Source organism: Acinetobacter lwoffii, from assembly GCF_049367455.1.
In the GTDB taxonomy this organism is placed as follows: Bacteria; Pseudomonadota; Gammaproteobacteria; order Pseudomonadales; family Moraxellaceae; genus Acinetobacter; species Acinetobacter lwoffii_W.
In genome coordinates this window covers 98,937-123,730 of record NZ_JBMPXW010000001.1, presented here as the reverse complement: position 1 = coordinate 123,730, position 24,794 = coordinate 98,937, and the positions used below count along the sequence as shown (strand labels likewise).

The following is a 24,794-nucleotide window of genomic DNA, read 5'->3' as shown; positions in this document are numbered from 1 at the left end:
TTCAATACAGCAGGGAAAATTGCATGATTGTGCGTGATAAGAATAATAGTTTGGGCTTACTGTTTGCCTGGCAGGGAACGATTCTGCCCAAGGTGCTGCCCGCATTGGTTTTGGTGGTTTTTATTTCCGCTTTACTAGTGTATTTGAGTCAGGCGCATTTCGTGAGCCTTCCTGCTGTCCCGGCAATTGGCTTTACCATTTTTGGTGTCATTCTTTCGATCTTTCTGAGTTTTAGAAATACGGCCTGCTATGATCGCTGGTGGGAAGGGCGCAAGCTTTGGGGTGCGTTGATTGCAACCACGCGTCATTTATGCCGTGACAGCCATGTGCTAGATGATCAAATCCGTGAAGTTTTGCTATATCGCATGATGCTGTTTACCCATCTATTACGTGATCGGCTGAGACAGCAAACGCCCAGTATTCAGGCTTATGAAGCCACTGCCGGTTTTGAACCCAAGTCATTTGAGCAATTGCCCATGCAAATCAATCCATCCCAATGGGTGCTGGAACAGATGCAAAAAGAGCTGGTGCAGCAATATAAGCAGGGCAAGATCAGCGATATTATTTATAATAACCTGAATCAGCACACTGTGGCTTTGGGAGATATTCAGGCTGGTTGTGACCGGATTTTGTCCACGCCATTACCATTTTCTTATTCGGTATTGTTACATCGTGCGGTTTATTCTTTTTGCTTTATCCTGCCTTTCAGTTTGCAGGCAAATTTAGGCCTGTGGACACCAATTCTGGTTGGATTGATTGCCTATATGCTACTCGGGCTGGATGAACTCAGTGCGGAACTGGAAGAGCCCTTTGGCTTGCAGGACAACGATCTGCCGCTAGATTCAATTGTGCGACTGGTCGAGCGGGAAACCCTAAGTTCTTTAGGTAAAGCACTACCTGAGGCAATTCAAGCCAGAAAAGGCTATTTGACTTGATTCCTTATCAACATCATCAAAATGTAAAACACGAACTTAAAATTTCTTGCTCACAAAAAATCATCGGCAGGCTGAGCTTTAAATTAACGATGTTTAAGATTGGTCAGGTCTGACACTTTGGTTTTAGCCTGATCTTGCAATTCACGGTATTGTTGCAAACGCAGATTGGCTTTATCTCTGAGTTTTTTCTTGATGTACAGCGCCAATGCGAAACTGGTCGTGGTCAGGGTCAGGAACATGCTGTTCATAAAACTCATCATCGAGCTGATATAACCAATCGTGGTCAGGCGATTCATCATATAAATTACTTGCGGGCTACTTTCCACACCGGTAATCGCCCAGGTACACAAATGTTCGCAATTATTAATAATCAGATGATAGTTGTTTTCATGCATTCTGGACCGCATGCGGCGCACCACTTTACGACCTTTATATTTTGCCGAGTCATAATGTTGCATATGAATTGGTTTGCCATGACTGAATTTTTCAATAGAAGTTATTTCAATCGGGCGTTTCTTGAATAAATGCGCAAAGCCGGAATAATGAATGACACGACCACGTCCGGCGTAAATCCCATGATGGGTATAACCGAAATGTTTAACCATAAGATGTGCGCCTATGGGAAACCGTTTAGTCTGTTGCATATCAGAATTAAGCCATTTAAAAAAGCATTGTCGTTTAATAGGAAGTGTACTGTGTTTTGCTAAATTAATCGATGCCTTGCCTGAGTTTCAGATCAGAATTGAAGAGTTATTAAGCCAAGTTTTAAAGGAGCTAGAAGAGAGCAGAATTTAGAACATATTCTTCTGATAAAGGTTTTAAATAGCCTAAGCAAGTACTAAAATTTCTGCAAAATCACAAGCATGGATCAAGGAAGTCATTCAACATTTTCTGCCTGATCCCTGAAGCTTTTAAAGTTGAAGTTAATAAACTATGCTGAAATAGAGAAGACCAAACCCTTAAACTAAACTTTCAAGCATAAAAAAAGCACCTGACTACGCAAGTGCTTTCTTTATACGGCTGTAACCTTGGCCGATTACTGCAATGGCAAGTGCTGAAGTTCATTCAGTTCTTTGCGGCTATAGCCGCGAGATACAAGAACCTTTTTAATTCCGATGATGATTTCTTCATCAGTAGCTTTAGAAAGTGCTTCAAGAAGCTGTTCATTTGTCTTGCAAGAGCAATCATTTTCAACACAAGCAATTTGATTCTTGTGTTCATTGTGTTGTTCATGAGAAAACAACTTTTGCCAAAAACTCATAGAGCCTTCATACAACAACCTAACATAGAGTGAAATATAGCCAATTAAATAAATAAAGCAATAGGACCTATGTGATAAAAGCAGCAGTCAGGCTAGAAAATTTCCGATTGAAGCCTAAAGGTCTAACGATATTTCTTGCTGTACAAGTCAATATTTATTATTAAATACATGATTTATAGTATAAAAAATGGAGCTTCAAAAAGCTCCATTTTTGTAACAATATAATAAATTGAAACAAATTCTTTATACTTTTTCCAACAATACACCCGTTTCAACATGATGTGTATACGGGAACTGGTCAAACATGGCGAACTTGCTGATTCTATGCGTTTGAGACAACTGTTTCAGATTGTCATATAAGGTATCTGGATTACAAGAAATGTAAATAATACGCTGGAAACGCTGTAACAGTTTCAGCGTTTCATCATCAATACCAGCACGCGGTGGATCGACAAATACCGTATCAAAATCATAAGTCGAAATGTCAATTTGTGCTTCCTGCAAACGACGGAAAACACGTTCGCCATTATAGGCTTGAGTGAATTCTTCGGCAGACAGACGCGCAACCTGAATATTTTCAATCTGGTTCTGCTCAATATTCCACTCAGCTGCATAAACTGAAGATTTGGCTAATTCAGTGGCCAAAACACGGCGGAATTTGGTCGAAAGCGGCAGGGTAAAGTTCCCATTGCCACAGTAGAGTTCCAGCAAATCTTTATCTGATTGTTCCGCTGCATCACATGCCCATTCCAGCATTTTTTGACAAACTTGTGCATTGGGCTGGGTGAAGCTGCTTTCGATCTGCTTATATTTATAGTGACGATCAAAAACAGACAGTTCTTCCACCACATATTCATCAGTCAGGACGAATTTCTGGCCACGGCTTCGGCCAATCAGTTTAATATTCAGTTTTTCCGCCAGTGCTTTTGCTGCAGGTTCCCAGCTTTCATCCAGCTTGCGGTGATAAATCAGGGAAACTAGGACTTGGCCACTTAAAGTCGCCAGAAAATGGACTTCAAATAGACGATGACCCAGATTGGCATCTGCCTTGAATGCTTCAAGTAATTGTGGCATCAAGTCATTAATGCTGCGGTCTGCAATTGGAAATTCATCAATACGAATGACTTTTTTATTGTTGTTCTCGTCACGTTCGAACATGGCATAAAACAGATCATCTTCAGTATGCCAGATCCGGAATTCAGCACGCATGCGGAAATATTTTTCAGGAGACTGGAATACTTCTAAAGCAGGTGGTTGATATTCGGCAAACTGAGCGCTGATGCGTTCAATTTTGGCTTCAAGTTGTTGCTGATAAGATGAAGTCATATGCAGTAAGAAATCGCAAATATTTTAAAGCGCAAATGGTAGCAAAAAATTGCCGATCTGCCTAAGCCTATTGTAGTCAAGCCGCTTTAAAAGCTGCATAAAAAAGACCAAACCTTCTGAGGAGAGAGGTTTGGCCATAAAGAGGAAAGATTTAAGCTAAAAATGCTGAGATGATTGGACTGATTTAGAGATTATCCATCGTCATCAAGCTGGCATTGCCGCCTGCCGCCGCCGTATTGATACTGATCGCGCGTTCAATCACAAATCGCTCGACCGGAATATCATAGTTGCCCGAACTTAAATGGGTGATACCAATAATTGGACCTTGGCGTGTTGCAATGCGTTTCTGCAAGTCAATCAGTTCAGTAGTGTCACCATGATGCAGGACGGCCTCAAATACACCTGTTTCAATATCCCGGACCACTTTAAATTGCTTGCTAACCGCGGCTGGCATGGTTGGTAAATATTTCAGAATAAAAGTATTGTTTGCCAGTACCGCAGGACGACTGCCAACCGATAAAATCGCCAGAATTTGCTGAATCTGGTCTTGATCCCTATATGCTAACGAGAGAACGCTTTCACGTGGCAAGATCATGTATTGATTTTCCTCGCCAGTTGGGCCTTGCAGGCTAAAGCTTTGACCAGTCGCAATTTGCATAGGCGCTTTTAAAGATAAAGTTGGGAAAGTTTTAGCTACCCAGGCTTTAAACTCCTGAACAAGTTTATGTTCAACAAGTGCTGGCTCAGCTTGAGCTGCATAAGGCTGAGCCAGTTTTTTCTCGGATACTTGATGCATTAAACGATAGATATACAACGGGCCACCCGCTTTCGGGCCGGTGCCGGACAGACCTTCACCACCAAAAGGCTGGACGCCCACGACCGCACCAACGATATTGCGGTTGATATACAGGTTGCCGACTTCCGCTCGTGCAATCACGGTTTGCATGGTTTCATCAATACGCGTGTGCAAGCCCATGGTCAGGCCATAACCCTTGCTGTTGATCTGATCTAACAACTGTTCCAGTTCGCCATATTTATAGCTGATCAGATGCAGTACCGGGCCAAACACTTCACGTTCCAGATCATCCAGATTTGGAAGTTCAATCAGGGTTGGTGCAATGAATGTTCCTGGAGTTAATTCAGTCTGGTCCTGATTAAACATCAACTGATGAACTGTATGACCTTTGCTGCGCATCTGCTCGATATGCTTTTGGATATTTTGCTGGGCTTCTGCATCAATCACTGGACCAATATCGGTTTTCAGCAAGACCGGATTGCCAACGCGCAACTGTTGCATCGCACCTTTGAGCATGCTGCGTACGGCCTCCAGATTATCTTCCTGAACACAGAGGACACGCAGGGCAGAACAGCGCTGACCGGCACTGTCATAGGCAGAGCTCACAACATCCAACACCACCTGTTCAGTCAATGCAGATGAATCCACAATCATGGCATTTTGACCACCAGTTTCAGCAATCAGGGTGACGCTTTCTCCAAACTGGTTTATTCGTTCTGCCACGGTTTTTTGTAGAATTTGGGCGACCTCGGTGGAACCGGTAAACATGATGCCCTGAATACGTGGATCTGCACTGAGCTGTGCACCAATGGTTTCACCACGGCCCGGCAATAGCTGTAACACATCCTGCGGAATGCCGGCTTCCCATAAAATCTGTACGGCTTGTGCTGCAATGAGCGGTGTTTGTTCAGCCGGTTTGGCAATCACGGTATTGCCAGCGACCAGCGCTGCTGAAATCTGACCGGTAAAAATCGCCAGCGGGAAGTTCCATGGACTGATACATAGTACAGTACCTAAAGGCTGGATCTGTACATTGTCACTGAGATCCAAAACTTGAGCTGCATAGTAACGCAAGAAATCTACCGCCTCACGTACTTCGGCAATCGCATTGGCATAGGTTTTACCTGCTTCGCGAGAAAGAAGAACCATGAGCGGAAGCAAACGCTGTTCCATCAGTTCTGCGGCTTTATTCAGGCAGGCAGCACGCTCATTTTTTGGCAGATTGGCCCAGAAACTTTGTGCATTAACTGCTTGAGTGAGTGCAATTTCAGCCTGTTCAGAAGTTGCTTCATAGACTGTGCCGACCACATCCTGATGGTGTGCTGGATTGATCACTGGAACTGCATGGGGCGTATCCACGCTGCTAAATGCCGTTCCCATAGCAGCTGACTGAAATTGCGTATTTGCCAGACTGGATGCGACTTCATTTAAAATACTGAGTTCAGCATCATTGGCCAAATCGAGTCCTGAAGAGTTCAATCGTTCATCGGCATAAAGATCTTGCGGATAGGGAATATGCGGATGCTTGGCACCCAATACGCTTTCCTGTTTTGACGCCTTTAAAATGGTTTGCTGTGGATTTTCAATCAAATCTTCAATTTTCAAGGTTTTGTCAGCAATACGATTGACGAAGGAGGTATTGGCACCATTTTCCAGTAAGCGGCGCACCAGATAAGCCAGCAAGGTTTCATGATTGCCGACTGGCGCATAGATCCGGCATGGTACACCGAGTTTATTTTTCGATGGATCGCCCACGACATTTTCATACAGTGGTTCGCCCATGCCATGCAGACATTGGAACTCATATTGGCCGGCATAATACTGCTCAGGTTGTGCCAGCTGATAGATCGTCGCTACCGTTTGTGCATTGTGAGTGGCAAATTGTGGGTAGATATAATCCGGTTCAGCCAACAGCTTACGCGCACAAGCAATATAAGACAGATCCGTATGCACCTTACGAGTAAATACCGGATAATCTGACATTCCATCAATTTGGGCTTTCTTGATTTCGCTGTCCCAATATGCGCCTTTGACCAGACGAATCATCAAGCGTTTCTGGCTGCGCTTCGCCAGATCAATGATGTAATCCACTACATAGAAGCAGCGTTTCTGATAGGCCTGAATCACAAAGCCAATGCCTTTCCAGTCCTGTAATTGTGGTTCAAAACACAGGCGTTCTAACAGTTCAAGTGAAATCTCAAGGCGATCACTTTCTTCAGCATCGATATTTAAACCAATATTGTATTGCTTGGCCAAGACCGCGAGTTTCAGTACTTTTGCATAGAGCTCATCATGCACGCGATCCATTTGCGAACGCTGATAACGGGGGTGCAGCGCAGAGAGTTTGATAGAAATGCCAGGCCCGTCATAAACATCCTTATCCTGCGAAGATTGACCAATGGCATGAATGGCTTGCTGATAATCCTGATAATAACGTTCAGCATCCGGATCGGTCAGTGCTGCTTCACCCAGCATGTCATAGGAATAGCGAAAGCCTTTTTCTTCCAACGGTTCGGCATTTTTCAGGGCTTCATCAATGGTTTCACCCGTGACAAACTGCTCGCCCATCATGCGCATGGCAACATCGACAGCCTTACGGATAATCCCGCGGCCACTGCGTGCCAAAAGACCGGTCAATAAGCTAGACAGGCTTTTTTGCTGTGGGGTTTCCATCAGCTTGCCGGTCAGCATCAGTCCCCAGGCTGCTGCATTCACAAACATCAATTGGCTCTGGCCCAAATGTTCTTTCCAGTTACCTTGATTGATTTTGTCACGGATCAGCAAGTCACGTGTGGCTTTGTCCGGAATCCGCAGTAAGGCTTCTGCCAGACACATCAGGGCAATGCCTTCCTGAGAAGATAAAGAAAATTCCTGCAATAAGCCTTGGACAATACCGGCTTTCCCAGTGGAACTTTTGCGTTCACGTAAGGAATGTGCGAGATCAAAGGCAAGCGCCTGAATCTTGTCACTCATCTCGGAAGAAATTTCACTATGGGCCAATAACTCTTCGACGCATTCAGTTTCTGCACGACGCCATACCGTATTAATACGTTCTTCGTATTGGTTTTTGTGTTTAAATTCAGCAATATAATTTGAGTGCTGGGCTGAATCTAAAATTGAATCTGGGCGGAGAGTGGTTGGCATAGTGACTTCCTGTACTGCGTCAATCAGTTCTTTGAGGTGAATGAGTTTTAATCTATAATCACAGAATATTTGACGAATATCTCACTATAGTTTTCGCTTTTTTTAGAGAATAATTCTAATGCCAAGTCCTTATTTGAACCTTGACCGTATAGATATTCGTATACTGGGTTTATTGCAATCCGATGCCAAGCTATCCAATATCAAACTGGCTGAACTGGTCAATTTGTCGCCTACAGCAGCCTTGGCGCGTGTACAAAAGCTGACCCGGGAAGGTTTTATTGTGGGCTATGAAGCGCGCCTCAATCCAGTCATGTTGAATAATGGTTTTGTGGTCTTTGTTGAAATTTTATTGGATAAAACCACGCCGAATGTTTTAGATGAATTTTCCCATGCTGTGCGGCAGATTCCTGAAATTATCGAGTGTCATATGATCAGTGGCGGGTTTGATTTCGTGGTAAAAATCCGCTGTGCCAATATGGATGAGTTCCGGAAAATCTCTGGTCAGATCTTGTGGCAATTGCCCGGAATTAAAGAAACGCGCAGTTATCCGGTGATGGAAGTGATTAAAGAAAGTCAGCAGATCCATCTGAAAATGCCGGGAAAAGCCAAGTAATTTTCAAGAACTTCATTTGTGAATCTAAGAAACATAAAAGGGACGATTAAGTCCCTTTTATGTGCAAGAAAAAAGGTGATTATTTTTTCATTTCTGCCATTTCTTTTTGATACTCGGCTTTAGCCATTTCAAAGCGTTTGACCACATCAGCACTCGGTGCTTTATCCAGCAGGCTGACGATGATAATGCTGAGGGTGGCCAGAATAAAGCCTGGAATGATCTCATACAGACCGGTATCACCCATATAATTTTTCCAGACAATTACAGTCATGGCACCAACCACCATACCCACAATTGCGCCGTTGAGGGTCATTCGTTTCCAGAATAGCGACAAGATAATCAGCGGGCCAAATGCAGCACCAAAGCCCGCCCAGGCATAAGCCACCAGACCCAAAACCTTACTGTTCGGATTAATCGCCAGTGAAATGGCAATTAGGGCAATCACCAAGACCATGCCGCGACCGACCCAGATCAGTTCTTTTTGTGAAGCATTTTTACGCAGGAAACTCTTATATAAATCTTCGGTCAGGGTGGTTGAGCAGACCAGAAGCTGACAGCTCAAGGTGCTCATAATTGCCGCCAAGATAGCAGCCAGAATGATTCCGGCAATCCATGGATTAAACAGGATTTTGGTCAACTCCATAAATACCGTTTCAGGGTTTTGATTCACCACCGAAGCCAATGCGGGATTGACACTGAAGTAGGCAATACCGATATAACCGGCAGCCACTGCACCGCCTAGGCATAGAATCATCCAGGTCATGCCAATACGGCGTGCAGCAGGAATGGTTTTGACCGAATCTGCTGCCATAAAACGCACCAGAATATGCGGCTGACCAAAATAACCCAAGCCCCAAGCCAGACTGGAAATAATCGCAACGGTGCTTAAACCTTCAAGCATGCTTGAAGCATGTGGGCGAGCCGATTCAAGGATGACACTCACTTGCTGGCTGTTGTCGCCCAGAGCCAAGAAGGTAATGATCGGAGTCAGCAATAAGGCAAAAATCATCAAACCGGCTTGGAATGTATCTGTCCAGCTGATCGCCAAAAAGCCACCAATACAAACATAAAGAATCGTCGCCATCGCACCAATCACAAGCGCTGTGGTGTAATCCCAGCCAAACAGGCTTTCAAACAGTCGTGCACCTGCGACCATGCCTGAGGCACAATAAATTGCAAAGAACACCAGAATCACCAAGGCAGACAAGACCCGTAAAATACGTTTACGATCGGAAAAACGGCTAGTGAAATAATCCGGCAAGGTTAGAGCATTGTTCTGATATTCAGTATGGGCGCGCAGTCGACCTGCCACGAGTAACCAGTTCAGCCATGCACCGATAATCAAACCGATCGCAATCCAGACTTCTGACAGACCAGACAAGTAAATGGCTCCTGGAAGACCCATCAACAGCCAGCCACTCATATCCGATGCGCCCGCCGAAAGTGCAGTGACGACACTGCCCAGACTCCGTCCACCTAGAATATATTCGTCAAAATTGGAGGTGGCACGATAAGCATATAAACCGATTGCAATCATGGCGATAATATAAAACATGAAAGTAATCAGGGTGGGGTTTAAAGAAGTCATGGGCAGGTCATCCTGTAAATATGGAAATCATCGTCCAAGATGATTTTTTGTACTGAGATTGCAAGGAGGTGATTCAAGCATGGTTTAAAAATTACACTCTGTAACAATTACACAGCTTTTATGTATACCTATTGTAAATAGAGTAGTAATTCACTGAAATTGAATTAGGAATAACTTGAGCGGATAAAAGGCAATACGACGTCGAATTCAGGGGAAAAGTGGAAATTTTGAATAAATAATGAAAATATTTGAATCTTAGCCAATTGCTTACACAATCTTACAAAACTCACAGCTTTAGCGTATTGGTAATAAATCGTAGCAAATCTAGGTTAAAGTCTTCCTATTAGGCCTGTATTTGTTTGCTCATATTAATGTCACACCAAATACGGTGCATCGCCAAGAGTATTTTTTAGTGGACAATATGCTTCAAATCGAACCGACCCGCATTGAACGTGATTTATTGGGGGAAAAACAAATCCCGTTGCATAGCTATTATGGGATTCATACCTTACGTGCCATCGAAAATTTTAAGATTTCTGGATTGGCGGTGGGGCAACAAACGCACTTTATTCGTGCTTTGGCCCAAGTGAAAAAAGCTTCGGCACAAGCCAATCTGCACTTTCAAAAATTGTCCGAGCAGACCAGTACTGCCATTCAGAAAGCTTGTGATGAATTGATTCAGCATCCGGAAGCGTGGCAAACGGCATTTCCACTCGATCCTTATCAGGGCGGTGCCGGAACCTCCATCAATATGAATGCCAATGAGGTGATTGCCAATATTGCCCTAGAAATGTCGGGCCATCAGAAAGGTGATTATCACATTCTGCATCCGAATGATCACGTCAATACCTCGCAATCGACCAATGATGTCTATCCAACGGCTTTGCGTCTGGCGACCTATAGCAGTCTGGATGAGTTATTGAGCGTGCTTAAAGCATTGATTGACTGTATCGATCATAAAGCTGCCGAATTTGAATATGTCATCAAGATGGGACGTACCCAGTTACAAGATGCCGTGCCGATGACCATGGAACAGGAATTCCGGGCATTTGCCACCTTATTAAAAGAAGACCTGAAGCTGATTGGACAGATGCGACAGTTATTGCTGGAAGTCAATTTAGGCGCCACCGCCATTGGGACCGGGGTGAATACACCGCCGGGCTATGCCAAGCGGGTGGTGGAAATCTTGGCGCACCTGACAGGTTTACCTTTAAAAGGTGCAGCAGATTATGTCGAGGCGACCAGCGATTGTGGCGTCTTTATTATCTTGTCGAGCAGTTTAAAACGTCTGGCAGTGAAATTGTCCAAAATCTGTAATGACTTGCGCTTGCTCAGCTCGGGGCCGCGTACAGGGTTAGCTGAAATTCGCTTACCTGAGTTACAGGCAGGTTCTTCGATCATGCCGGCAAAAATCAATCCGGTAATTCCAGAAGTTGTGAATCAGATTGCATTCCGGGTGATTGGTAATGACTTAACCATTACTATGGCTGCGGAAGCCGGGCAGTTACAATTGAATGTCATGGAACCTGTGATTGCCGTGGCGATGAATGAATCAATTCAATTATTGACCCAAGGCATGCAAACCCTGAATCAGAAATGTATTGCTGGTATTCAGGCCAATGAACAGATTTGCTTAAGTTCCGTCATGCGCAGTGTCGGGATTGTGACCTTGCTTGAACCGATTCTGGGACATGCCAAGTGTGATGAAATCGGCAAACAATGTATGTGGGAAAATAAAACCGTGCCACAGGTGGTATTAGAGTTAGGCTTATTGAGTGAAGCGCAATTAGAAGAGATTTTTGCATTTGAAAATCTGGTGTCTGAAATACCTGTAGCAGAGAGTCAGCTCGAACAGGTTTCTTGATAGCATAAATTGTCTTGAAACAGCTCAAATCAACTGATCGTTGTGATTTTGACAATTTGCCTCAAGTTCGATATGTGGATTTGAGGCATTTTCATCTAGACTAGGGTCTGAACTTTATTTGGCTGGGTAAATGGCGATGTTTGATAAAATCAGTGCATTATTTAAAACTAATAAACCGACTGCTGCACAGCTATATTTAGACGAGCAGAATATCCAGCATGTCGAAGGCACAGGTTATATCGTGGATGGCATTGATTTAAATCAGGAACTGACCACACGCTTAGAATATTTGTCCAATCGCCGTCTAAAACAGTTTGATGATTTAAAAGCTTTATACGACACCGCGATGCTGATCAATGAAAAGATTGATCTGGAAATTGCCCATCAGCGTTTTAATGTGACTTTGGGAAATACCGAAGAGAACCTGCTGCAATTTAAAATGATCCTCAAGAAGTTAAATGATTATTATCGTAACTTTCTGCGAGAGAAAAAATAAGTGTTAAAAGTGGCTTGAAATCGAAGCGTATGGATGTGGCAAGACTGCATAAAAATAACAAAATATCCTGAGATCATCGTGCTAGTATAAGCCTCAGGTTATTTAGACTTTAAAGCTATATCCATGTTCCAACAAGAAATTTCCCAACTCAATTTACCACAACTCAAAGCAGGCGAGAAACGCTGGTTAGGCAATCTGCAAGGTTCCTCGACGGCATTGTTGCTCAAAGAAATCGTGCAGCAGCAATCGCGTTTATTTATCGTGATTGCACGTAATAATCAGCATTTGGGTCAACTGGAAAGTGAACTGGAATTTTATGGGGTTAAACCCACGATTTTTCCAGATTGGGAAATCTTGCCTTATGACCGTCTCTCCCCCCATCAGGATATTGTCTCGGAACGTCTGGCAATCTTATCCAATATGCCAAAAACTGGCGTACTGTTGCTGTCCGCCTCAACTTTGGCACAACGTGTGGCGCCGACCTCATGGATTCTGGGTGAGCATTTCGATATTCATGTCGGTCAGAAATTTGATCTGGAACAACAAAAGAAAAAGTTGATTCAGGCCGGTTATCATCTGGTCGATACCGTCTATGATCCAGGTGAATTCGCGGTACGCGGCAGTATCATGGATATCTACGCATCGGGACAGGAAGCACCGATTCGGATTGACCTGTTTGATGATGAAATTGAAAGCCTGAAATTTTTCGATGCCGAAACTCAGCGCACCACGCAAAGTTTGCAGCAGTTTACCGTATTGCCGGCACAGGAATTTCCGCTCAAGGAAGGTCGTGCCACTTTCCGTGACCGCTATGCCGAATTTTTCCCGACCGCGAATCCAAAGAAAAACCCGATCTATCAGGATGTGATGGATGGCATAGTCTCGCCGGGAATCGAGTTTTATTTGCCCTTGTTTTTCAGCGCGGAAGCCATGCAAGGCCAAAGTTCACTGATTTCGTACCTACCGAAGAATGGCATTGTCATTACAGATAAGGCTCTGGACGAAAGTCTCAGCCAGTTTTGGCAAGATGTGGTGCGCCGTTATGAAGATCGTCGCCACAATGTCGACCAACCGATCATGCCGCCTGAAAGCCTGTTTTTTCAGACCAATCAGGTGCTGGAGCAGCTGAACCAGTTTGCACGCATCATTGCCGCACAAACATCTTTTGATCAAAAAGCTGGGGTATTGAATCTTGATACCCAGTTGCCACCGCGTCTGCCCGTAGATCCGAAACGTGAAAAACCGTTTCATGAAATCAAAAAATATATTGATCAGGCTAATCATCCGGTATTGCTAGTGGCTGAAAGTGCTGGACGCCGGGAAAGTCTTAAAGATGCCTTAAGGCCAAGTCTGGGTGATATCCCCACGGTTGAAAATTTTGATAGTTTTATTCAATCTCTGTATGCAATTGCCATTACCAATGCGCCTTTAGAGCGTGGTCTGGTATTGACCGATCGTGTCAGCGTAATTTCTGAAAATCAGCTGTATGAACATCGCGTGGTACAGCGCCGTCGCAAACGTCAACAGGAAGTTTCCGAAGAGTTTCTGATCCGAAGTCTAACTGAGCTGACCATGGGCGCGCCTGTGGTACATATCGATTATGGGGTCGGACGTTATGCCGGTCTGGTCACCCTAAGTATTGATGATCAGGATCACGAATTTTTGCAGCTGGATTATGCGGATGCCGCCAAAGTCTATGTGCCGGTGACCAATCTACACTTAATCAGCCGGTACAGTGGTGGTGATCCGGATCTGGCACCTTTGCATAAACTGGGTACGGACGCATGGAATAAAGCCAAACGTAAAGCGCTGGAACAGATTCACGATGTCGCGGCCGAATTGCTGCATATTCAGGCACGGCGTTCTTCCAAGCCCGGGATCAGTTTTGAAATCGATCAAAGCCTGTATATGCAATTTGCCAGTGGCTTTGCCTATGAAGAAACACTGGATCAGGCCAATGCGATTGAAGCGACGTTGCATGACATGCAGCAGGCCAAGCCGATGGATCGTCTGGTGTGTGGTGATGTCGGGTTTGGTAAAACAGAAGTCGCAATGCGTGCCGCATTTGTTGCAGTACAGAATAACCGGCAGGTGGCGATTCTGGTACCGACCACTTTGCTGGCACAGCAGCATTATGATTCATTCAAAGACCGCTTCGCCGACTGGCCAGTCCGGATTGAAGTGCTGTCACGTTTCGGCTCTTCCAAAGCACATACCAAGACCATTGACGACCTGATTGAAGGTAAAGTCGATATTGTGATTGGTACACATAAGATTTTGCAGGAAAATGTTCAGTTTAAGAATCTTGGCTTGATGATTGTCGATGAAGAGCATCGTTTCGGGGTGCGCGACAAGGAACGAATCAAGGCGATGCGTGCCGATGTCGACATGCTGACACTGACTGCAACTCCAATTCCACGGACACTGAATATGGCCTTTAGTGGCATGCGTGATCTGTCGATTATCGCCACACCGCCGGCACGCCGTCTTGCGGTGAAAACCTTTGTGCAGGAACATACCGATGACACCATTAAAGAAGCGATTCTGCGTGAATTGCTGCGCGGTGGTCAGGTTTATTTTCTGCATAATGAAGTTGATACAATCGATCGTGCCGCCGAGCATATCCGTAAACTGGTGCCGGAAGCGCGGGTGATTGTGGCCCACGGGCAGATGCGTGAACGTGAACTGGAGCAGGTGATGCAGCAGTTCTATCACAAGGAATACAATGTTCTGGTATGTTCGACCATTATTGAAACCGGGATTGATGTTCCGAATGCCAATACCATTCTGATTGAACGTGCTGACAAGCTGGGCCTGGCACAATTACATCAGCTACGCGGACGTGTAGGACGCTCACACCATCAGGCTTATGCCTACTTAATGGTGCCGTCTTTAAAAGCCTTAAAAGGTGATGCAGAAAAACGTCTGGATGCCATTCAGCGTGCTTCGACCTTGGGTGCCGGTTTTATGCTGGCAACCGAAGATCTGGAAATTCGCGGCGCAGGTGAGTTACTAGGTGAGCAGCAGAGTGGTTCGATGCAGGCTATTGGTTATAGCCTGTATATGGAAATGCTGGAAAAAGCCACCAAAGCCATTCAAAAAGGCAAAACGCCAAACTTCGATGCACCATTGTCATTGACTGCCGAAATTACCCTGCATATGCCAGCGTTGATTCCAGATGAATATCTGGGTGATGTGCATCAACGTCTGTTGTTCTATAAACGCATCAGTAATACTGATACCCAGGAAAAACTGGACAATATCCGGATGGAATTGATCGATCGTTTTGGTATACCGCCGCAACCGGTCAAACAGCTCTTTGCTGTACATCAGATTCGATTGAAAGCCGAGCAGCTTGGTATTACTAAAATTGATATCAGCAGTCAGGGTGGGCATATTGAATTTGCACCGGATACTCCGGTTCAAGCCATGACGATTATCCAGATGATGCAGAAACATCCGACCTATTTCCGGATGGATGGCGGTCAACGTCTAAAAGTCATGGTCATGCTGGAAGACTATCAAAAGCGGATTCAGTTTATACAGGATTTACTGGACAGTCTGCTTAAAGAATTGCACTGATTTTATTCGATTAAATCAGCCTGAAAATTCAGTTTGGATTTCATTTTCCAATGAAGTTTGCAGGAACAACAGGCTTGATTTTTTTAATGAATTGTTTACAGTAATTGTTGTGATGTGCTTCGCAACAAATCATGAGAATTTGTCTTTAAACACATTGCTTTCAATATTCAGCTTCAGTTGGATATGTTAGTATTAGCCATCATTCTAATTTTGCATCATTTATAAAGATATGTTTAGTTTGCATCCACAACTTGCTCAAGATACGTTTTTTGTAGGCGACTTTCCTTTGTCAACATGTCGTTTGATGAATGATATGCAATTTCCCTGGCTCATTCTGATTCCACGTGTGCCGGGTGTCTCTGAATTATATGAATTGAGTCAAGCTGACCAAGAGCAGTTTTTAAGAGAGTCAAGCTGGTTATCAAGCCAGCTGGCACGTGTTTTCCGTGCAGATAAAATGAATGTAGCAGCGCTGGGTAATATGGTGCCGCAATTGCATTTTCATCATGTAGTTCGTTATCAGAACGACGTTGCATGGCCGAAGCCTGTTTGGGGTACACCTGCTGTTCCTTATAGCAGTGAAGTATTGGCACATATGCGTCAAACCTTAATGCTGGCTTTACGTGGTCAGGGCGACATGCCATTTGACTGGCGCATGGACTAATCAGCCAAGGCATTCCGAGAACCATGAACAGTTGCGGACTTCAGGGAGGGAGTGAGTGCAATTAGACGACTGGATTCAAAAAGAACCCCATCAGTTTGAGTATTTCCATCGCATGATGGGATACATCATGCTGTCTGTGGTTCTGGTCGTCTTTCATTACACTGAACCAGATACCCAGTATCAGCTTTTTGTTCCATTTTTTTTGTTTCTGGTTTTGCTAATTACACCGAAACTATCTCGCTGGCTGATCTATCGTCATGATTATCACATCCGGCGTAATATTCTTTTCCTGATTGATGTCATTGTCATTTCGGTGGTTTTGGCGGCCGTGCATCTGGACTTGGTCTTGTCCTTGCTGGGTCTGGTCGCAGTGCTCTATACCGCGATCAGCAATAAAATTTCATTTATGATGGCATCTCTAGCCAGCCTGATCGGGATTACGCTTTTTTATCTGGCCAATATTCTGGTCTTTGGGTTTAATAATTATTTCGAACCGACCAGCAGTGAGTTGACCGTTTTAGGCTTTATCTGTCTGATTACCTATTTTGGTGTCGGAAGTTTTTATCAAAGTGGTCGTGTGCAATACATGACCCAGAAAAAAGACCATTATTTCGAACAGATGAACCGTTATATGGAATTTGCCAATCAGCTGAGTCGCTATGCGCCCGTGCAGTTATGGCAATCCATTATGAAAGGTGAATCTGAAGCCAAAATTGAATATAAACGTAAAAAGTTGACGATCTTTTTCTCTGATATTCAAGGCTTTACAGAGCTATCTGAAACTCTGATTCCAGATGATTTAGCATTCCTGTTGAATGACTATCTTCGGCATATGACCGAAATCGCTAAAAATTATGAAGCGACTGTCGATAAATTCATGGGTGATGCCATCCTGATTTTCTTTGGTGATCCGAACTCCGAAGGTGTGGAACAGGATGCTAAAAACTGTATGGAAATGGCATTGGCGATGCGTCAGCAAATGAAATTGCTGCGGGAACGCTGGATTAAAATGGGTTATCCGCCACTGCATATCCGCATGGGGATTTCAACCGGTTATTGCCACGTAGGGAATTATGGGGCTACGCATCGTATGGCTTATACCATTGTAGGACGTGATGCCAATCTGGCAGCGCGTTTGCAAAGTGCAGCGGAAGTCGATGAAATCCTGATTTCGGAAGATACTCATAATCTGATCAAAGATGATTATCTTTGTGCACCGAAAAAGCCGATATTCTTGAAAGGCATTAAAGCACATGTAAGAACCTGGCAGGTCATGGAAAAATATGCGTCTCAGAAAGTCGAGTATCAGCGCTGGTTCGATTATGAATATAAGGGCTTTCATTTATTGCTGAATCTGGATGAAGTGCAAAACTTTGAATATCCTGAGCTGATTCATGTACTAGAAAAAATGATTAAACGCATTGAAACTCAGCAGAAAATGACCAATTCACAAGGTATTGTCAAATTGAAGCTTGAGGATGAAGTAATTGAACACATTTAAAGTTCATGTAAATTTACTTTAATTGTTTCTTATAAAGAGAAAAAACCACGCATGAGCGTGGTTTTTTATTTTAGCCTGCAACGAAAATCTTAGTGATTTTCTGACGCATGGTTAATGGTGTATTTTGGAATTTCAATTTCCAGATCTTCATCGTCCAGTTTAACCTGACAAGAAAGACGTGAATCAGGTTCTAAACCCCAGGCACGATCGAGTAAGTCAGCTTCAACATCATCCATTTCTTCCAGGCTGTCAAAACCTTTGCGTACCACTACATGGCAGGTGGTACACGCTGCTGACATATCGCAAGCATGTTCGATTTTAATGCCATTTTTTAGCAGGCTTTCGCAAAGATTGGCATTTTGTTCGACTTCAAACTCAGCACCTTCGGGGCAAATCTGCGCATGTGGAAGAACTTTAATACGTGGCATAGTCGTTACCTTAAATTAGTTTGAGTTTGACCAGTCGTCGAGTTTAGTGCCCTTAAGAGCTGCATCAATATGTTGATTCATACGTGCTGCTGCAAAAGCATCACTATGTATTTTAAGCTGTTCAACGGCAGATTCAATCGCTTTGATATCTGAACCCTGAAGCTGAGTTTCAAGTTGTGCTTGCGCAGTTTGCAGTGCTGCAAGTTGATCTTCAGTCAACAGACCGGCATCCGCTTGGAGTGCCTGAACCAGTGCTTCCAGCTCACGCTGTGCTTCCACTTTGGTTTCATTCAAATGACGAAGATTCTTATCTTCTTCAGCGAACTTATAACCGTCTAGCAACAGACGTTCAGTATCTTCACCCGATAAACCATAAGATGGTTTGATATCGATTTGAGCCGTCACGCCAGAGGTGGTTTCTTTGGCAGATACAGTCAGCAAGCCATCTGCATCGACCTGGAACGTCACTTCAATACGTGCCTGACCGGCAGTCATTGGTGGAATGCCATGCAGGACAAAACGCCCTAAACTACGGCAATGCTCAACCAGATCACGTTCACCTTGAACCACATGAATCAACATGGCAGTCTGGCCATCTTGATAAGTCGTAAATTCCTGACGACGAGCGACTGGAATCGCAGTATTACGCGAAATTAATCGTTCAACCAGTCCGCCCATGGTTTCAAGACCAAGAGACAGAGGCGTCACGTCTAATAGTAATGAGCCATCAGTTGAGTTGCCAATCAATTGGTTCGCAGTAATTGATGCGCCAATCGCAACCACTTCATCCGGATTAATAGTGCATAGTGGTTCTTGATTGAATACTTCACGCACGGCTTTTTGTACTGCATAAGAACGGGTTGAGCCACCGACCAAAACGACATTTTGAATGTCATCCAGTTCAAGCTTGGCATCACGCATCACACGCTTACATACGCTGATGGTCTTATCCAAAGCAACTTTAATGATCTCTTCAAATGTCGGACGGTCAAGCGTCAATACCTGATCAAGCAATTTGAGTTGAACTGAATCTGCATCAGACAAAGCTTCTTTGGCTTTACGTGCTGCAACCACAAAATGTGCATATTCTGCATCATTCAAGGTGTCAATATTCAGTTGTTTCTTGGCCCATTTCAGGATCAAACGATCTAGGTCATCACCACCGAGGGCAGTGTGGCCACCGGTTGCCAGAACTTCAAACACACCTTGACTAAAACGCAGAATCGAAACGTCAAAGGTACCACCACCCAAGTCGTAGATCACATAGTTGCGATCTGTACTTAGATTGCTTTCCTGATCGAGACCATAAGCAACAGCAGCAGCGGTTGGCTCATTCAACAAACGTAAAACATTCAAGCCAGCAAGTTGAGCAGCATCACGGGTTGCCTGACGCTGTGCTTCATCAAAGTAGGCCGGAACAGTAATAACGGCACCATTGACCGGATTTTGCAGACTGGCTTCAGCGCGGTCTTTCAACTGCTTTAAAATTTCTGCAGAAATCTCAACCGGCGTCTTACGGCCTTGTGCGGTTTCAAAAGCCGGCATTTCATTCGCTTCACCAACCAACGCATAAGGATGCTGGAATTTGATGTCAGCTTTCGAGCGACCCATAAAACGTTTTACAGAAACGATGGTGTTTTTAGGGTCAGTAGTAATGAAAGGCGCAGCTTCATTGCCGTATTGAGTCTGTTGTTCTGCATAATGCACGATAGAAGGAAGTAGCACACGACCTTGTTCGTCATTAAGTACTTTGGCTTTACCTGAAAGAACCGTGGCAACCAAAGAGTGGGTGGTGCCTAAATCGATACCAATCGCAATGCGGTGTTCATGTGGTGCACTTGATTGACCTGGTTCTGCAATTTGCAAGAGAGCCATAGTGTTACATCCTTTGCACGTTAAATATTAAATACTAAAAATTAGAAATCATCATCAAGATCAAAGCTGTCATCGTCCAGGAAGCGGTCATCCGCTTTGTCGATATCGGCCATGACTTTAACGAAGAAGCGTAGTTTGCGCACTGTATCGCGTGCTTCGGCCCAGTCTTCATCCGCATAATCAATTTTGAACTCGCGAACCAAGCCCTCAATCCATTGCTGGACTTCGACTTTCAGTGAAGTTAAATCTTCAGCAGAAGTTGCATCGTCAAGTTGTTCACGAATTTCCAGAGCGTCCTGCAAGAATTCAAAATCACTGATCGACTGATCTAAGTGATAATCCTGTTTCTTGAGAGACAGTAAATACGCTGCACGGCTATCGACCGCTGACAAGGTTTTAAATGCCTGATTGATATCACTTGATTTAATCAGAGCCTGATCTTTGTCTTCAGCTTTATCTGGGTGATATTGTTGCTGCAACTTTAAAAATTCAGTCTTTAAAGCCGCTAAATCAATATCGAGTGCTACAGGAAGGTTGAACAACTCAAAATGATTCATGGGAGATGGGATCCGCGATTAATGTGCAAAAGTAACTGTATAAATGCAATTAAAACAGTGTGAAACACACTGTTTTAATGTCAAAAAGAGAATAACTGCCGGGTTTATACAGTGAAGGATTCACCACAACCGCATTCGCCTTTTTTGTTGGGGTTGTTAAATTCGAAGCCTTCGTTCAAGCCGTTTTTAACATAGTCCATCTCCATACCTTCAAGATAAACCAGGCTTTTCGGGTCAACGAATACTTTAACCCCAAACTGCTCAAAGGCTTGGTCATGTGTATCGACTTCATCGACGAACTCGAGCACATAGGCCAGACCAGAACAGCCTGAAGTTTTCACACCAACGCGAATGCCTTCACCCTTACCGCGATTTTTTAAATAATTGCTGATATGAGTTGCAGCATTTTCAGTTAAATGGATCATGAAAACTCCGTTAAAATTTCAAAACGTGGAACAATTAAGCTTTAACTTTCTTGCTACGGTAGTCTTCTACAGCTGCTTTGATTGCATCTTCAGCAAGAACAGAGCAGTGTACTTTTACTGGTGGAAGTGCAAGTTCAGTTGCAATATCAATGTTCTTGATCGCTTGAGCTTGATCCAAAGTTTTACCTTTGAGCCATTCGGTCACAAGTGAACTTGATGCAATGGCAGAACCACAACCATAAGTTTTGAAACGTGCTTCTTCAATCACGCCTTCATCGTTTACCTGAATCTGTAAACGCATCACGTCACCACATGCTGGCGCACCAACCATACCAGTACCAACGTTTTCAGCATTTTTATCTAAAACGCCAACATTACGAGGGTTTTCGTAATGATCAATTACTTTTTCGCTATAAGCCATGTTGCTTCTCCAAACCTCGGGGTCAGCCTCAGTATTAAATATGGGGGTAAAAAAACTTTTCTCAATGAGATAGCAACGGATTTGTCACTATCTCAGAATGAAAATTAGTGCTCAGCCCACTCAACTTTAGAAAGGTCAATACCTTCCTTATACATATCCCAAAGCGGAGAAAGTTCACGTAACTTCTCAACAGCAGCTTTAGTGATAGTCAATACGTGATCGATATCTTCTTCAGTGGTGTATTTACCGAAGCTGAAGCGGATCGAACTGTGTGCAAGTTCGTCTGAAAGACCCAATGCACGAAGTACATAAGATGGTTCAAGTGTTGCAGATGTACATGCCGAACCTGAAGATACCGCAGCATCTTTCAATGCCATCATCAATGATTCGCCTTCAACGAAGTTGAAGCTAATATTCAGGTAGTTCGCTACGTTTTGTGTTGGATGGCCGTTCAGGAACACTTGTTCAAGACCTTGTAAACCATTCCACAGCTTGTCGCGAAGTACACGTAAACGAGTCTGTTCAGCTTCCAAGTTTTTGCCTGCAAGTTCAAACGCTTCACCCATACCTACAATCTGGTGAGTCGCAAGGGTACCTGAACGCATACCACGTTCATGGCCGCCACCATGCATTTCAGCTTTAAGGCGTACACGCGGGCTACGACGTACAAACAGTGCGCCAATACCTTTAGGGCCATAGATCTTATGCGCAGAGAAGCTCATCAAATCTACTTTTAAAGTTGAAAGATCAATTTCAACTTTACCCGCTGCCTGAGCTGCATCGACATGGAAGAAAATCTTGTTGGCGCGAGTGATTTCACCAATCGCTGCAACATCAGTCACAGTACCGATTTCATTGTTTACCATCATCAGGGAAACAAGAATTGTGTCTGGACGGATCGCTGCCTGTACCATTTCAGGCGTAATTAAACCGGTTTGAGGTTGAGGCTCAATATAGGTAATTTCAAAACCTTCAGACTCAAGCTCACGACAGGTATCTAAAACTGCCTTATGTTCGATTTTAGAGGTAACGATATGTTTACCTTTAGATGCATAGAAATGAGCCACACCTTTAAGCGCAAGGTTGTCTGACTCGGTTGCACCTGAAGTCCATACGATTTCACGTGGATCAGCTTTAATTAAATTCGCAACTTGTTCACGTGCATATTCAACTTTTTCTTCTGCTTGCCAACCATACGCGTGTGAACGAGATGCCGCATTACCAAAGGTACCATCGAATGTTAAGCATTCCATCATACGTTCAGCAACCTGAGGATCTACAGGAGTTGTAGCTGCATAATCAAGATAAATCGGACGTTTCATGTCAAATACCTGTAACCGATAAAAGGGCTGAATCTAAAGGTGCTGATTTTTGGCGTAATGACACAGTCTGGACGTTGTCACGTGCAACCAGATCAGCAAGCGAGATTTTTTCTAAATAATCGGCGATGTGATGGGAGAGTTCCTGCCATAAATCATGAGTCAAGCACATCGCGCCATTCTGGCAATTGCCTTTATGGTCACAGCGAGTCGCATCAACTGTTTCGTTTACAGCTTCAATAATTGCTAACACAGTAATTTCATCTGCATTACGTGCTAAATGGTAACCACCATTTGCGCCACGAACACTAGAAACTAAACCATGACGCTTGAGCTTCGCAAATAACTGCTCAAGATAAGCAACAGAAATAGTTTGACGTGCTGCAATTTCAGCGAGCGTTATCGTTTTTTCAGAAGGCTGCAAAGCTAGATCAAGTAGAGCAGTCACAGCGTAGCGACCGCGAGTGGTTAGGCGCATGATTCGATACACATGGTTAGACTAGATGTGTAGATTTTATGAATCCCGACTAAATTAGTCAAGTTATTTTTAGTAGACCTTAGTGGGATTTAATTTTTGGAGAATGAAAGATTTACATGCTCAGCCAATTATACACTAATAACATAATCAAAAGTACGCTGCTCAGGCCAAAAATGATATTAATACGCTTTTGACGGCGTTCGATCCGTTTCAGGCGGTTTTTATACTGTTTGACTTCCACTTGCAGGGTATTGATCTTGGAGCGCTGTTCTTCAATTTTCTTTAAAAGCGGTGCAATACGCTTTTTAGAAGCAATAATTTCCGCTTCATCCGTCGGCGCATCAGACAGCCAGTGTTTCCAGTCGGCTAGTACTTTTGGCAAGCTGAATACGGTTAACAGATCACGAAACTCATCTTTTAAAACCTGATTGCCATCAATGCGCATGCTGCGAATGCTACGACGATTGCCAAAAATGAAAATTTTAATCAGATCGGGAAGTGTAGTGCGCACATCCAGGTCGACAATGCGGCCCGGTGCTTTGTGGTCAAATAATAGTCCATTGGGGGTGAATTGCACATAAAAGTCGAAATATGGAATATAGCTATTGATTTTAATCGAGATGTTTTTATCTACAAACTTTTTGGCCTGTAATGCAACGACACGATCATGCTTGAGAATGAAAGTAAATATTGTCTCTAAAACAATTAACGTCATCGTAAGCAACAAATGCGGTTGATTTTGACTTTGTTGCGATTCGCTCATATACAACCAATCCTTACCTGAAATATAAAGTGAAAAAGCTTCCTGCTTGTGAAGAGATTTCAGGGTTAAATCAAATTAGACTTGAAATAAATTGCTTTGTAGAACAGTTTATCAAATCTATCAAGTACTAAATTTGCTATTATGCAGTGGTTTTGTAGAATAATTTATAATAATTGCGCAGAAAACAAACAGGAGCCGTGCACATGGACAAGTCAAAAACAGCACAAGACTCAGCTGAAGCTTCGAATGAGAAAATGCTGAAAGCCAAGTCTAAATCTGCCTCGGAGCGCAAATCGGTTCTTGATTTTCGTAAATACACCAAACAGATCTGGTTGGCTGGACTTGGGGCATTTTCACGTGCAGAAGAGGAAGGCAATAAACTGTTTGACTCGCTGGTCAAGGTCGGGGAAGAACTTGAATCTAAAACTGCAGATATTGCCGATCAAACTGTAGAGAAGGTTTCAGAAAAAGCCAAAGAGTCGGTCACAGACACCAAAGACAAAGTGGAAAAATTAATCGACAACTCTGTTCATCACTCATTGAATCGTATAGGATTAGTCACACTGAAGGATGTACAGTATTTGGAACGTTTAATTCTCCAGTTGCATGCCAAGGTTGATCAGTTGACTGCGGAACAAGAAAAAATGAAAGAAGAATTGCCGAAAAAACTTAAATAAAATGACTTTATTTATTATTCAATGTTTTTTTCGCATATTTTTTGAAAAAAAAGAGGTTCTTAAGTATTGCGTTTATACCTA

At 43.6% G+C, this 24,794-nt stretch carries 21 protein-coding genes; 8 read left to right on the top strand and 13 right to left on the bottom strand.

Annotated features, from left to right (window positions below; all coding sequences use genetic code 11):
- Positions 1-23: 23 nt before the first annotated feature.
- Complete coding sequence (locus tag ACO1B7_RS00610) at positions 24-935, top strand: bestrophin family protein (protein ID WP_004646751.1); 912 nt, start codon at positions 24-26, stop codon at positions 933-935.
- A gap of 83 nt (positions 936-1,018) precedes the next feature.
- Here ACO1B7_RS00610 and ACO1B7_RS00605 read toward each other — a convergent pair whose 3' ends face one another.
- The 4 genes from ACO1B7_RS00605 to putA form a co-directional block, all read right to left on the bottom strand.
- Entirely contained in the window at positions 1,019-1,579 is a 561-nt protein-coding gene (locus ACO1B7_RS00605; protein ID WP_026055785.1) for a lecithin retinol acyltransferase family protein, read from the bottom strand.
- Positions 1,580-1,971: 392 nt separating this feature from the next.
- A complete protein-coding gene (locus ACO1B7_RS00600; protein ID WP_004279838.1) occupies positions 1,972-2,196 on the bottom strand; it encodes a hypothetical protein in 225 nt (74 codons plus the stop codon).
- 243 nt (positions 2,197-2,439) lie between these two features.
- Positions 2,440-3,522 carry a tRNA (uridine(54)-C5)-methyltransferase TrmA gene (trmA, locus tag ACO1B7_RS00595; RefSeq protein WP_004646753.1) on the bottom strand — a complete coding sequence of 361 codons (1,083 nt, stop codon included), beginning with the start codon at positions 3,520-3,522 and terminating at the stop codon, positions 2,440-2,442.
- Positions 3,523-3,706: 184 nt separating this feature from the next.
- Positions 3,707-7,462 carry a trifunctional transcriptional regulator/proline dehydrogenase/L-glutamate gamma-semialdehyde dehydrogenase gene (putA, locus tag ACO1B7_RS00590; protein ID WP_423089679.1) on the bottom strand — a complete coding sequence of 1,252 codons (3,756 nt, stop codon included), beginning with the start codon at positions 7,460-7,462 and terminating at the stop codon, positions 3,707-3,709.
- Positions 7,463-7,580: 118 nt separating this feature from the next.
- Between putA and ACO1B7_RS00585 the strand changes: the two genes are divergently transcribed.
- Complete coding sequence (locus tag ACO1B7_RS00585) at positions 7,581-8,075, top strand: Lrp/AsnC ligand binding domain-containing protein (RefSeq protein WP_004279833.1); 495 nt, start codon at positions 7,581-7,583, stop codon at positions 8,073-8,075.
- A 79-nt stretch (positions 8,076-8,154) separates the two neighbouring features.
- Here ACO1B7_RS00585 and putP read toward each other — a convergent pair whose 3' ends face one another.
- Positions 8,155-9,663, bottom strand: coding sequence for a sodium/proline symporter PutP (gene putP / locus ACO1B7_RS00580; protein ID WP_004646756.1), 1,509 nt, complete (start codon positions 9,661-9,663; stop codon positions 8,155-8,157).
- A 421-nt stretch (positions 9,664-10,084) separates the two neighbouring features.
- On the opposite strand from putP, the gene aspA reads away from it, so the two are divergent.
- The 5 genes from aspA to ACO1B7_RS00555 all read left to right on the top strand — a co-directional run bounded on the left by aspA (position 10,085) and on the right by ACO1B7_RS00555 (position 17,770).
- Positions 10,085-11,527 carry an aspartate ammonia-lyase gene (aspA, locus tag ACO1B7_RS00575; RefSeq protein WP_420937276.1) on the top strand — a complete coding sequence of 481 codons (1,443 nt, stop codon included), beginning with the start codon at positions 10,085-10,087 and terminating at the stop codon, positions 11,525-11,527.
- A gap of 130 nt (positions 11,528-11,657) precedes the next feature.
- On the top strand, positions 11,658-12,023 hold the full coding sequence (locus ACO1B7_RS00570) for a hypothetical protein (RefSeq protein ID WP_004646758.1): 366 nt from the start codon (positions 11,658-11,660) through the stop codon (positions 12,021-12,023).
- A 123-nt stretch (positions 12,024-12,146) separates the two neighbouring features.
- The gene (gene mfd / locus ACO1B7_RS00565; protein WP_004646759.1) at positions 12,147-15,605 is read left to right on the top strand and encodes a transcription-repair coupling factor; all 3,459 of its coding nucleotides are present in this window, start codon (positions 12,147-12,149) and stop codon (positions 15,603-15,605) included.
- Between the two features lie 229 nt (positions 15,606-15,834).
- A complete protein-coding gene (locus ACO1B7_RS00560) occupies positions 15,835-16,269 on the top strand; it encodes an HIT domain-containing protein (protein WP_004646760.1) in 435 nt (144 codons plus the stop codon).
- 55 nt (positions 16,270-16,324) lie between these two features.
- On the top strand, positions 16,325-17,770 hold the full coding sequence (locus ACO1B7_RS00555; protein WP_004729820.1) for an adenylate/guanylate cyclase domain-containing protein: 1,446 nt from the start codon (positions 16,325-16,327) through the stop codon (positions 17,768-17,770).
- Positions 17,771-17,859: 89 nt separating this feature from the next.
- Here ACO1B7_RS00555 and fdx read toward each other — a convergent pair whose 3' ends face one another.
- From fdx to ACO1B7_RS00515, 8 genes are all read right to left on the bottom strand, one after another.
- On the bottom strand, positions 17,860-18,198 hold the full coding sequence (fdx, locus tag ACO1B7_RS00550; protein WP_004279821.1) for an ISC system 2Fe-2S type ferredoxin: 339 nt from the start codon (positions 18,196-18,198) through the stop codon (positions 17,860-17,862).
- 15 nt (positions 18,199-18,213) lie between these two features.
- Positions 18,214-20,073 carry a Fe-S protein assembly chaperone HscA gene (hscA, locus tag ACO1B7_RS00545; protein ID WP_004646762.1) on the bottom strand — a complete coding sequence of 620 codons (1,860 nt, stop codon included), beginning with the start codon at positions 20,071-20,073 and terminating at the stop codon, positions 18,214-18,216.
- A 41-nt stretch (positions 20,074-20,114) separates the two neighbouring features.
- Entirely contained in the window at positions 20,115-20,630 is a 516-nt protein-coding gene (gene hscB / locus ACO1B7_RS00540; protein WP_423089678.1) for a Fe-S protein assembly co-chaperone HscB, read from the bottom strand.
- 104 nt (positions 20,631-20,734) lie between these two features.
- Complete coding sequence (iscA, locus tag ACO1B7_RS00535; protein ID WP_004279817.1) at positions 20,735-21,055, bottom strand: iron-sulfur cluster assembly protein IscA; 321 nt, start codon at positions 21,053-21,055, stop codon at positions 20,735-20,737.
- A 34-nt stretch (positions 21,056-21,089) separates the two neighbouring features.
- Positions 21,090-21,476, bottom strand: coding sequence for a Fe-S cluster assembly scaffold IscU (iscU, locus tag ACO1B7_RS00530; protein ID WP_004279815.1), 387 nt, complete (start codon positions 21,474-21,476; stop codon positions 21,090-21,092).
- A gap of 104 nt (positions 21,477-21,580) precedes the next feature.
- Entirely contained in the window at positions 21,581-22,798 is a 1,218-nt protein-coding gene (locus ACO1B7_RS00525; protein ID WP_004279813.1) for an IscS subfamily cysteine desulfurase, read from the bottom strand.
- A 1-nt stretch (position 22,799) separates the two neighbouring features.
- Entirely contained in the window at positions 22,800-23,273 is a 474-nt protein-coding gene (locus ACO1B7_RS00520) for an Rrf2 family transcriptional regulator (protein WP_004279811.1), read from the bottom strand.
- A gap of 112 nt (positions 23,274-23,385) precedes the next feature.
- Positions 23,386-24,036: a hypothetical protein gene (locus ACO1B7_RS00515; RefSeq protein WP_004646765.1), complete on the bottom strand. Its 651-nt coding sequence runs from the start codon at positions 24,034-24,036 to the stop codon at positions 23,386-23,388.
- A gap of 203 nt (positions 24,037-24,239) precedes the next feature.
- Between ACO1B7_RS00515 and ACO1B7_RS00510 the strand changes: the two genes are divergently transcribed.
- Entirely contained in the window at positions 24,240-24,713 is a 474-nt protein-coding gene (locus ACO1B7_RS00510; protein WP_423089677.1) for a phasin family protein, read from the top strand.
- The last annotated feature ends 81 nt before the right edge of the window (positions 24,714-24,794 follow it).

What these genes read in the sequence shown, in the direction of transcription:
- ACO1B7_RS00610 (WP_004646751.1), top strand. Translation starts at nt 24, where the DNA reads ATGATTGTGCGTGATAAGAATAATAGTTTGGGCTTACTGTTTGCCTGG.
- ACO1B7_RS00605 (WP_026055785.1), bottom strand. Translation starts at nt 1,579, where the DNA reads ATGCAACAGACTAAACGGTTTCCCATAGGCGCACATCTTATGGTTAAA.
- ACO1B7_RS00600 (WP_004279838.1), bottom strand. Translation starts at nt 2,196, where the DNA reads ATGAGTTTTTGGCAAAAGTTGTTTTCTCATGAACAACACAATGAACAC.
- trmA (WP_004646753.1), bottom strand. Translation starts at nt 3,522, where the DNA reads ATGACTTCATCTTATCAGCAACAACTTGAAGCCAAAATTGAACGCATC.
- putA (WP_423089679.1), bottom strand. Translation starts at nt 7,462, where the DNA reads ATGCCAACCACTCTCCGCCCAGATTCAATTTTAGATTCAGCCCAGCAC.
- ACO1B7_RS00585 (WP_004279833.1), top strand. Translation starts at nt 7,581, where the DNA reads ATGCCAAGTCCTTATTTGAACCTTGACCGTATAGATATTCGTATACTG.
- putP (WP_004646756.1), bottom strand. Translation starts at nt 9,663, where the DNA reads ATGACTTCTTTAAACCCCACCCTGATTACTTTCATGTTTTATATTATC.
- aspA (WP_420937276.1), top strand. Translation starts at nt 10,085, where the DNA reads ATGCTTCAAATCGAACCGACCCGCATTGAACGTGATTTATTGGGGGAA.
- ACO1B7_RS00570 (WP_004646758.1), top strand. Translation starts at nt 11,658, where the DNA reads ATGGCGATGTTTGATAAAATCAGTGCATTATTTAAAACTAATAAACCG.
- mfd (WP_004646759.1), top strand. Translation starts at nt 12,147, where the DNA reads ATGTTCCAACAAGAAATTTCCCAACTCAATTTACCACAACTCAAAGCA.
- ACO1B7_RS00560 (WP_004646760.1), top strand. Translation starts at nt 15,835, where the DNA reads ATGTTTAGTTTGCATCCACAACTTGCTCAAGATACGTTTTTTGTAGGC.
- fdx (WP_004279821.1), bottom strand. Translation starts at nt 18,198, where the DNA reads ATGCCACGTATTAAAGTTCTTCCACATGCGCAGATTTGCCCCGAAGGT.
- hscA (WP_004646762.1), bottom strand. Translation starts at nt 20,073, where the DNA reads ATGGCTCTCTTGCAAATTGCAGAACCAGGTCAATCAAGTGCACCACAT.
- hscB (WP_423089678.1), bottom strand. Translation starts at nt 20,630, where the DNA reads ATGAATCATTTTGAGTTGTTCAACCTTCCTGTAGCACTCGATATTGAT.
- iscA (WP_004279817.1), bottom strand. Translation starts at nt 21,055, where the DNA reads ATGATCCATTTAACTGAAAATGCTGCAACTCATATCAGCAATTATTTA.
- iscU (WP_004279815.1), bottom strand. Translation starts at nt 21,476, where the DNA reads ATGGCTTATAGCGAAAAAGTAATTGATCATTACGAAAACCCTCGTAAT.
- ACO1B7_RS00525 (WP_004279813.1), bottom strand. Translation starts at nt 22,798, where the DNA reads ATGAAACGTCCGATTTATCTTGATTATGCAGCTACAACTCCTGTAGAT.
- ACO1B7_RS00520 (WP_004279811.1), bottom strand. Translation starts at nt 23,273, where the DNA reads ATGCGCCTAACCACTCGCGGTCGCTACGCTGTGACTGCTCTACTTGAT.
- ACO1B7_RS00515 (WP_004646765.1), bottom strand. Translation starts at nt 24,036, where the DNA reads ATGAGCGAATCGCAACAAAGTCAAAATCAACCGCATTTGTTGCTTACG.
- ACO1B7_RS00510 (WP_423089677.1), top strand. Translation starts at nt 24,240, where the DNA reads ATGGACAAGTCAAAAACAGCACAAGACTCAGCTGAAGCTTCGAATGAG.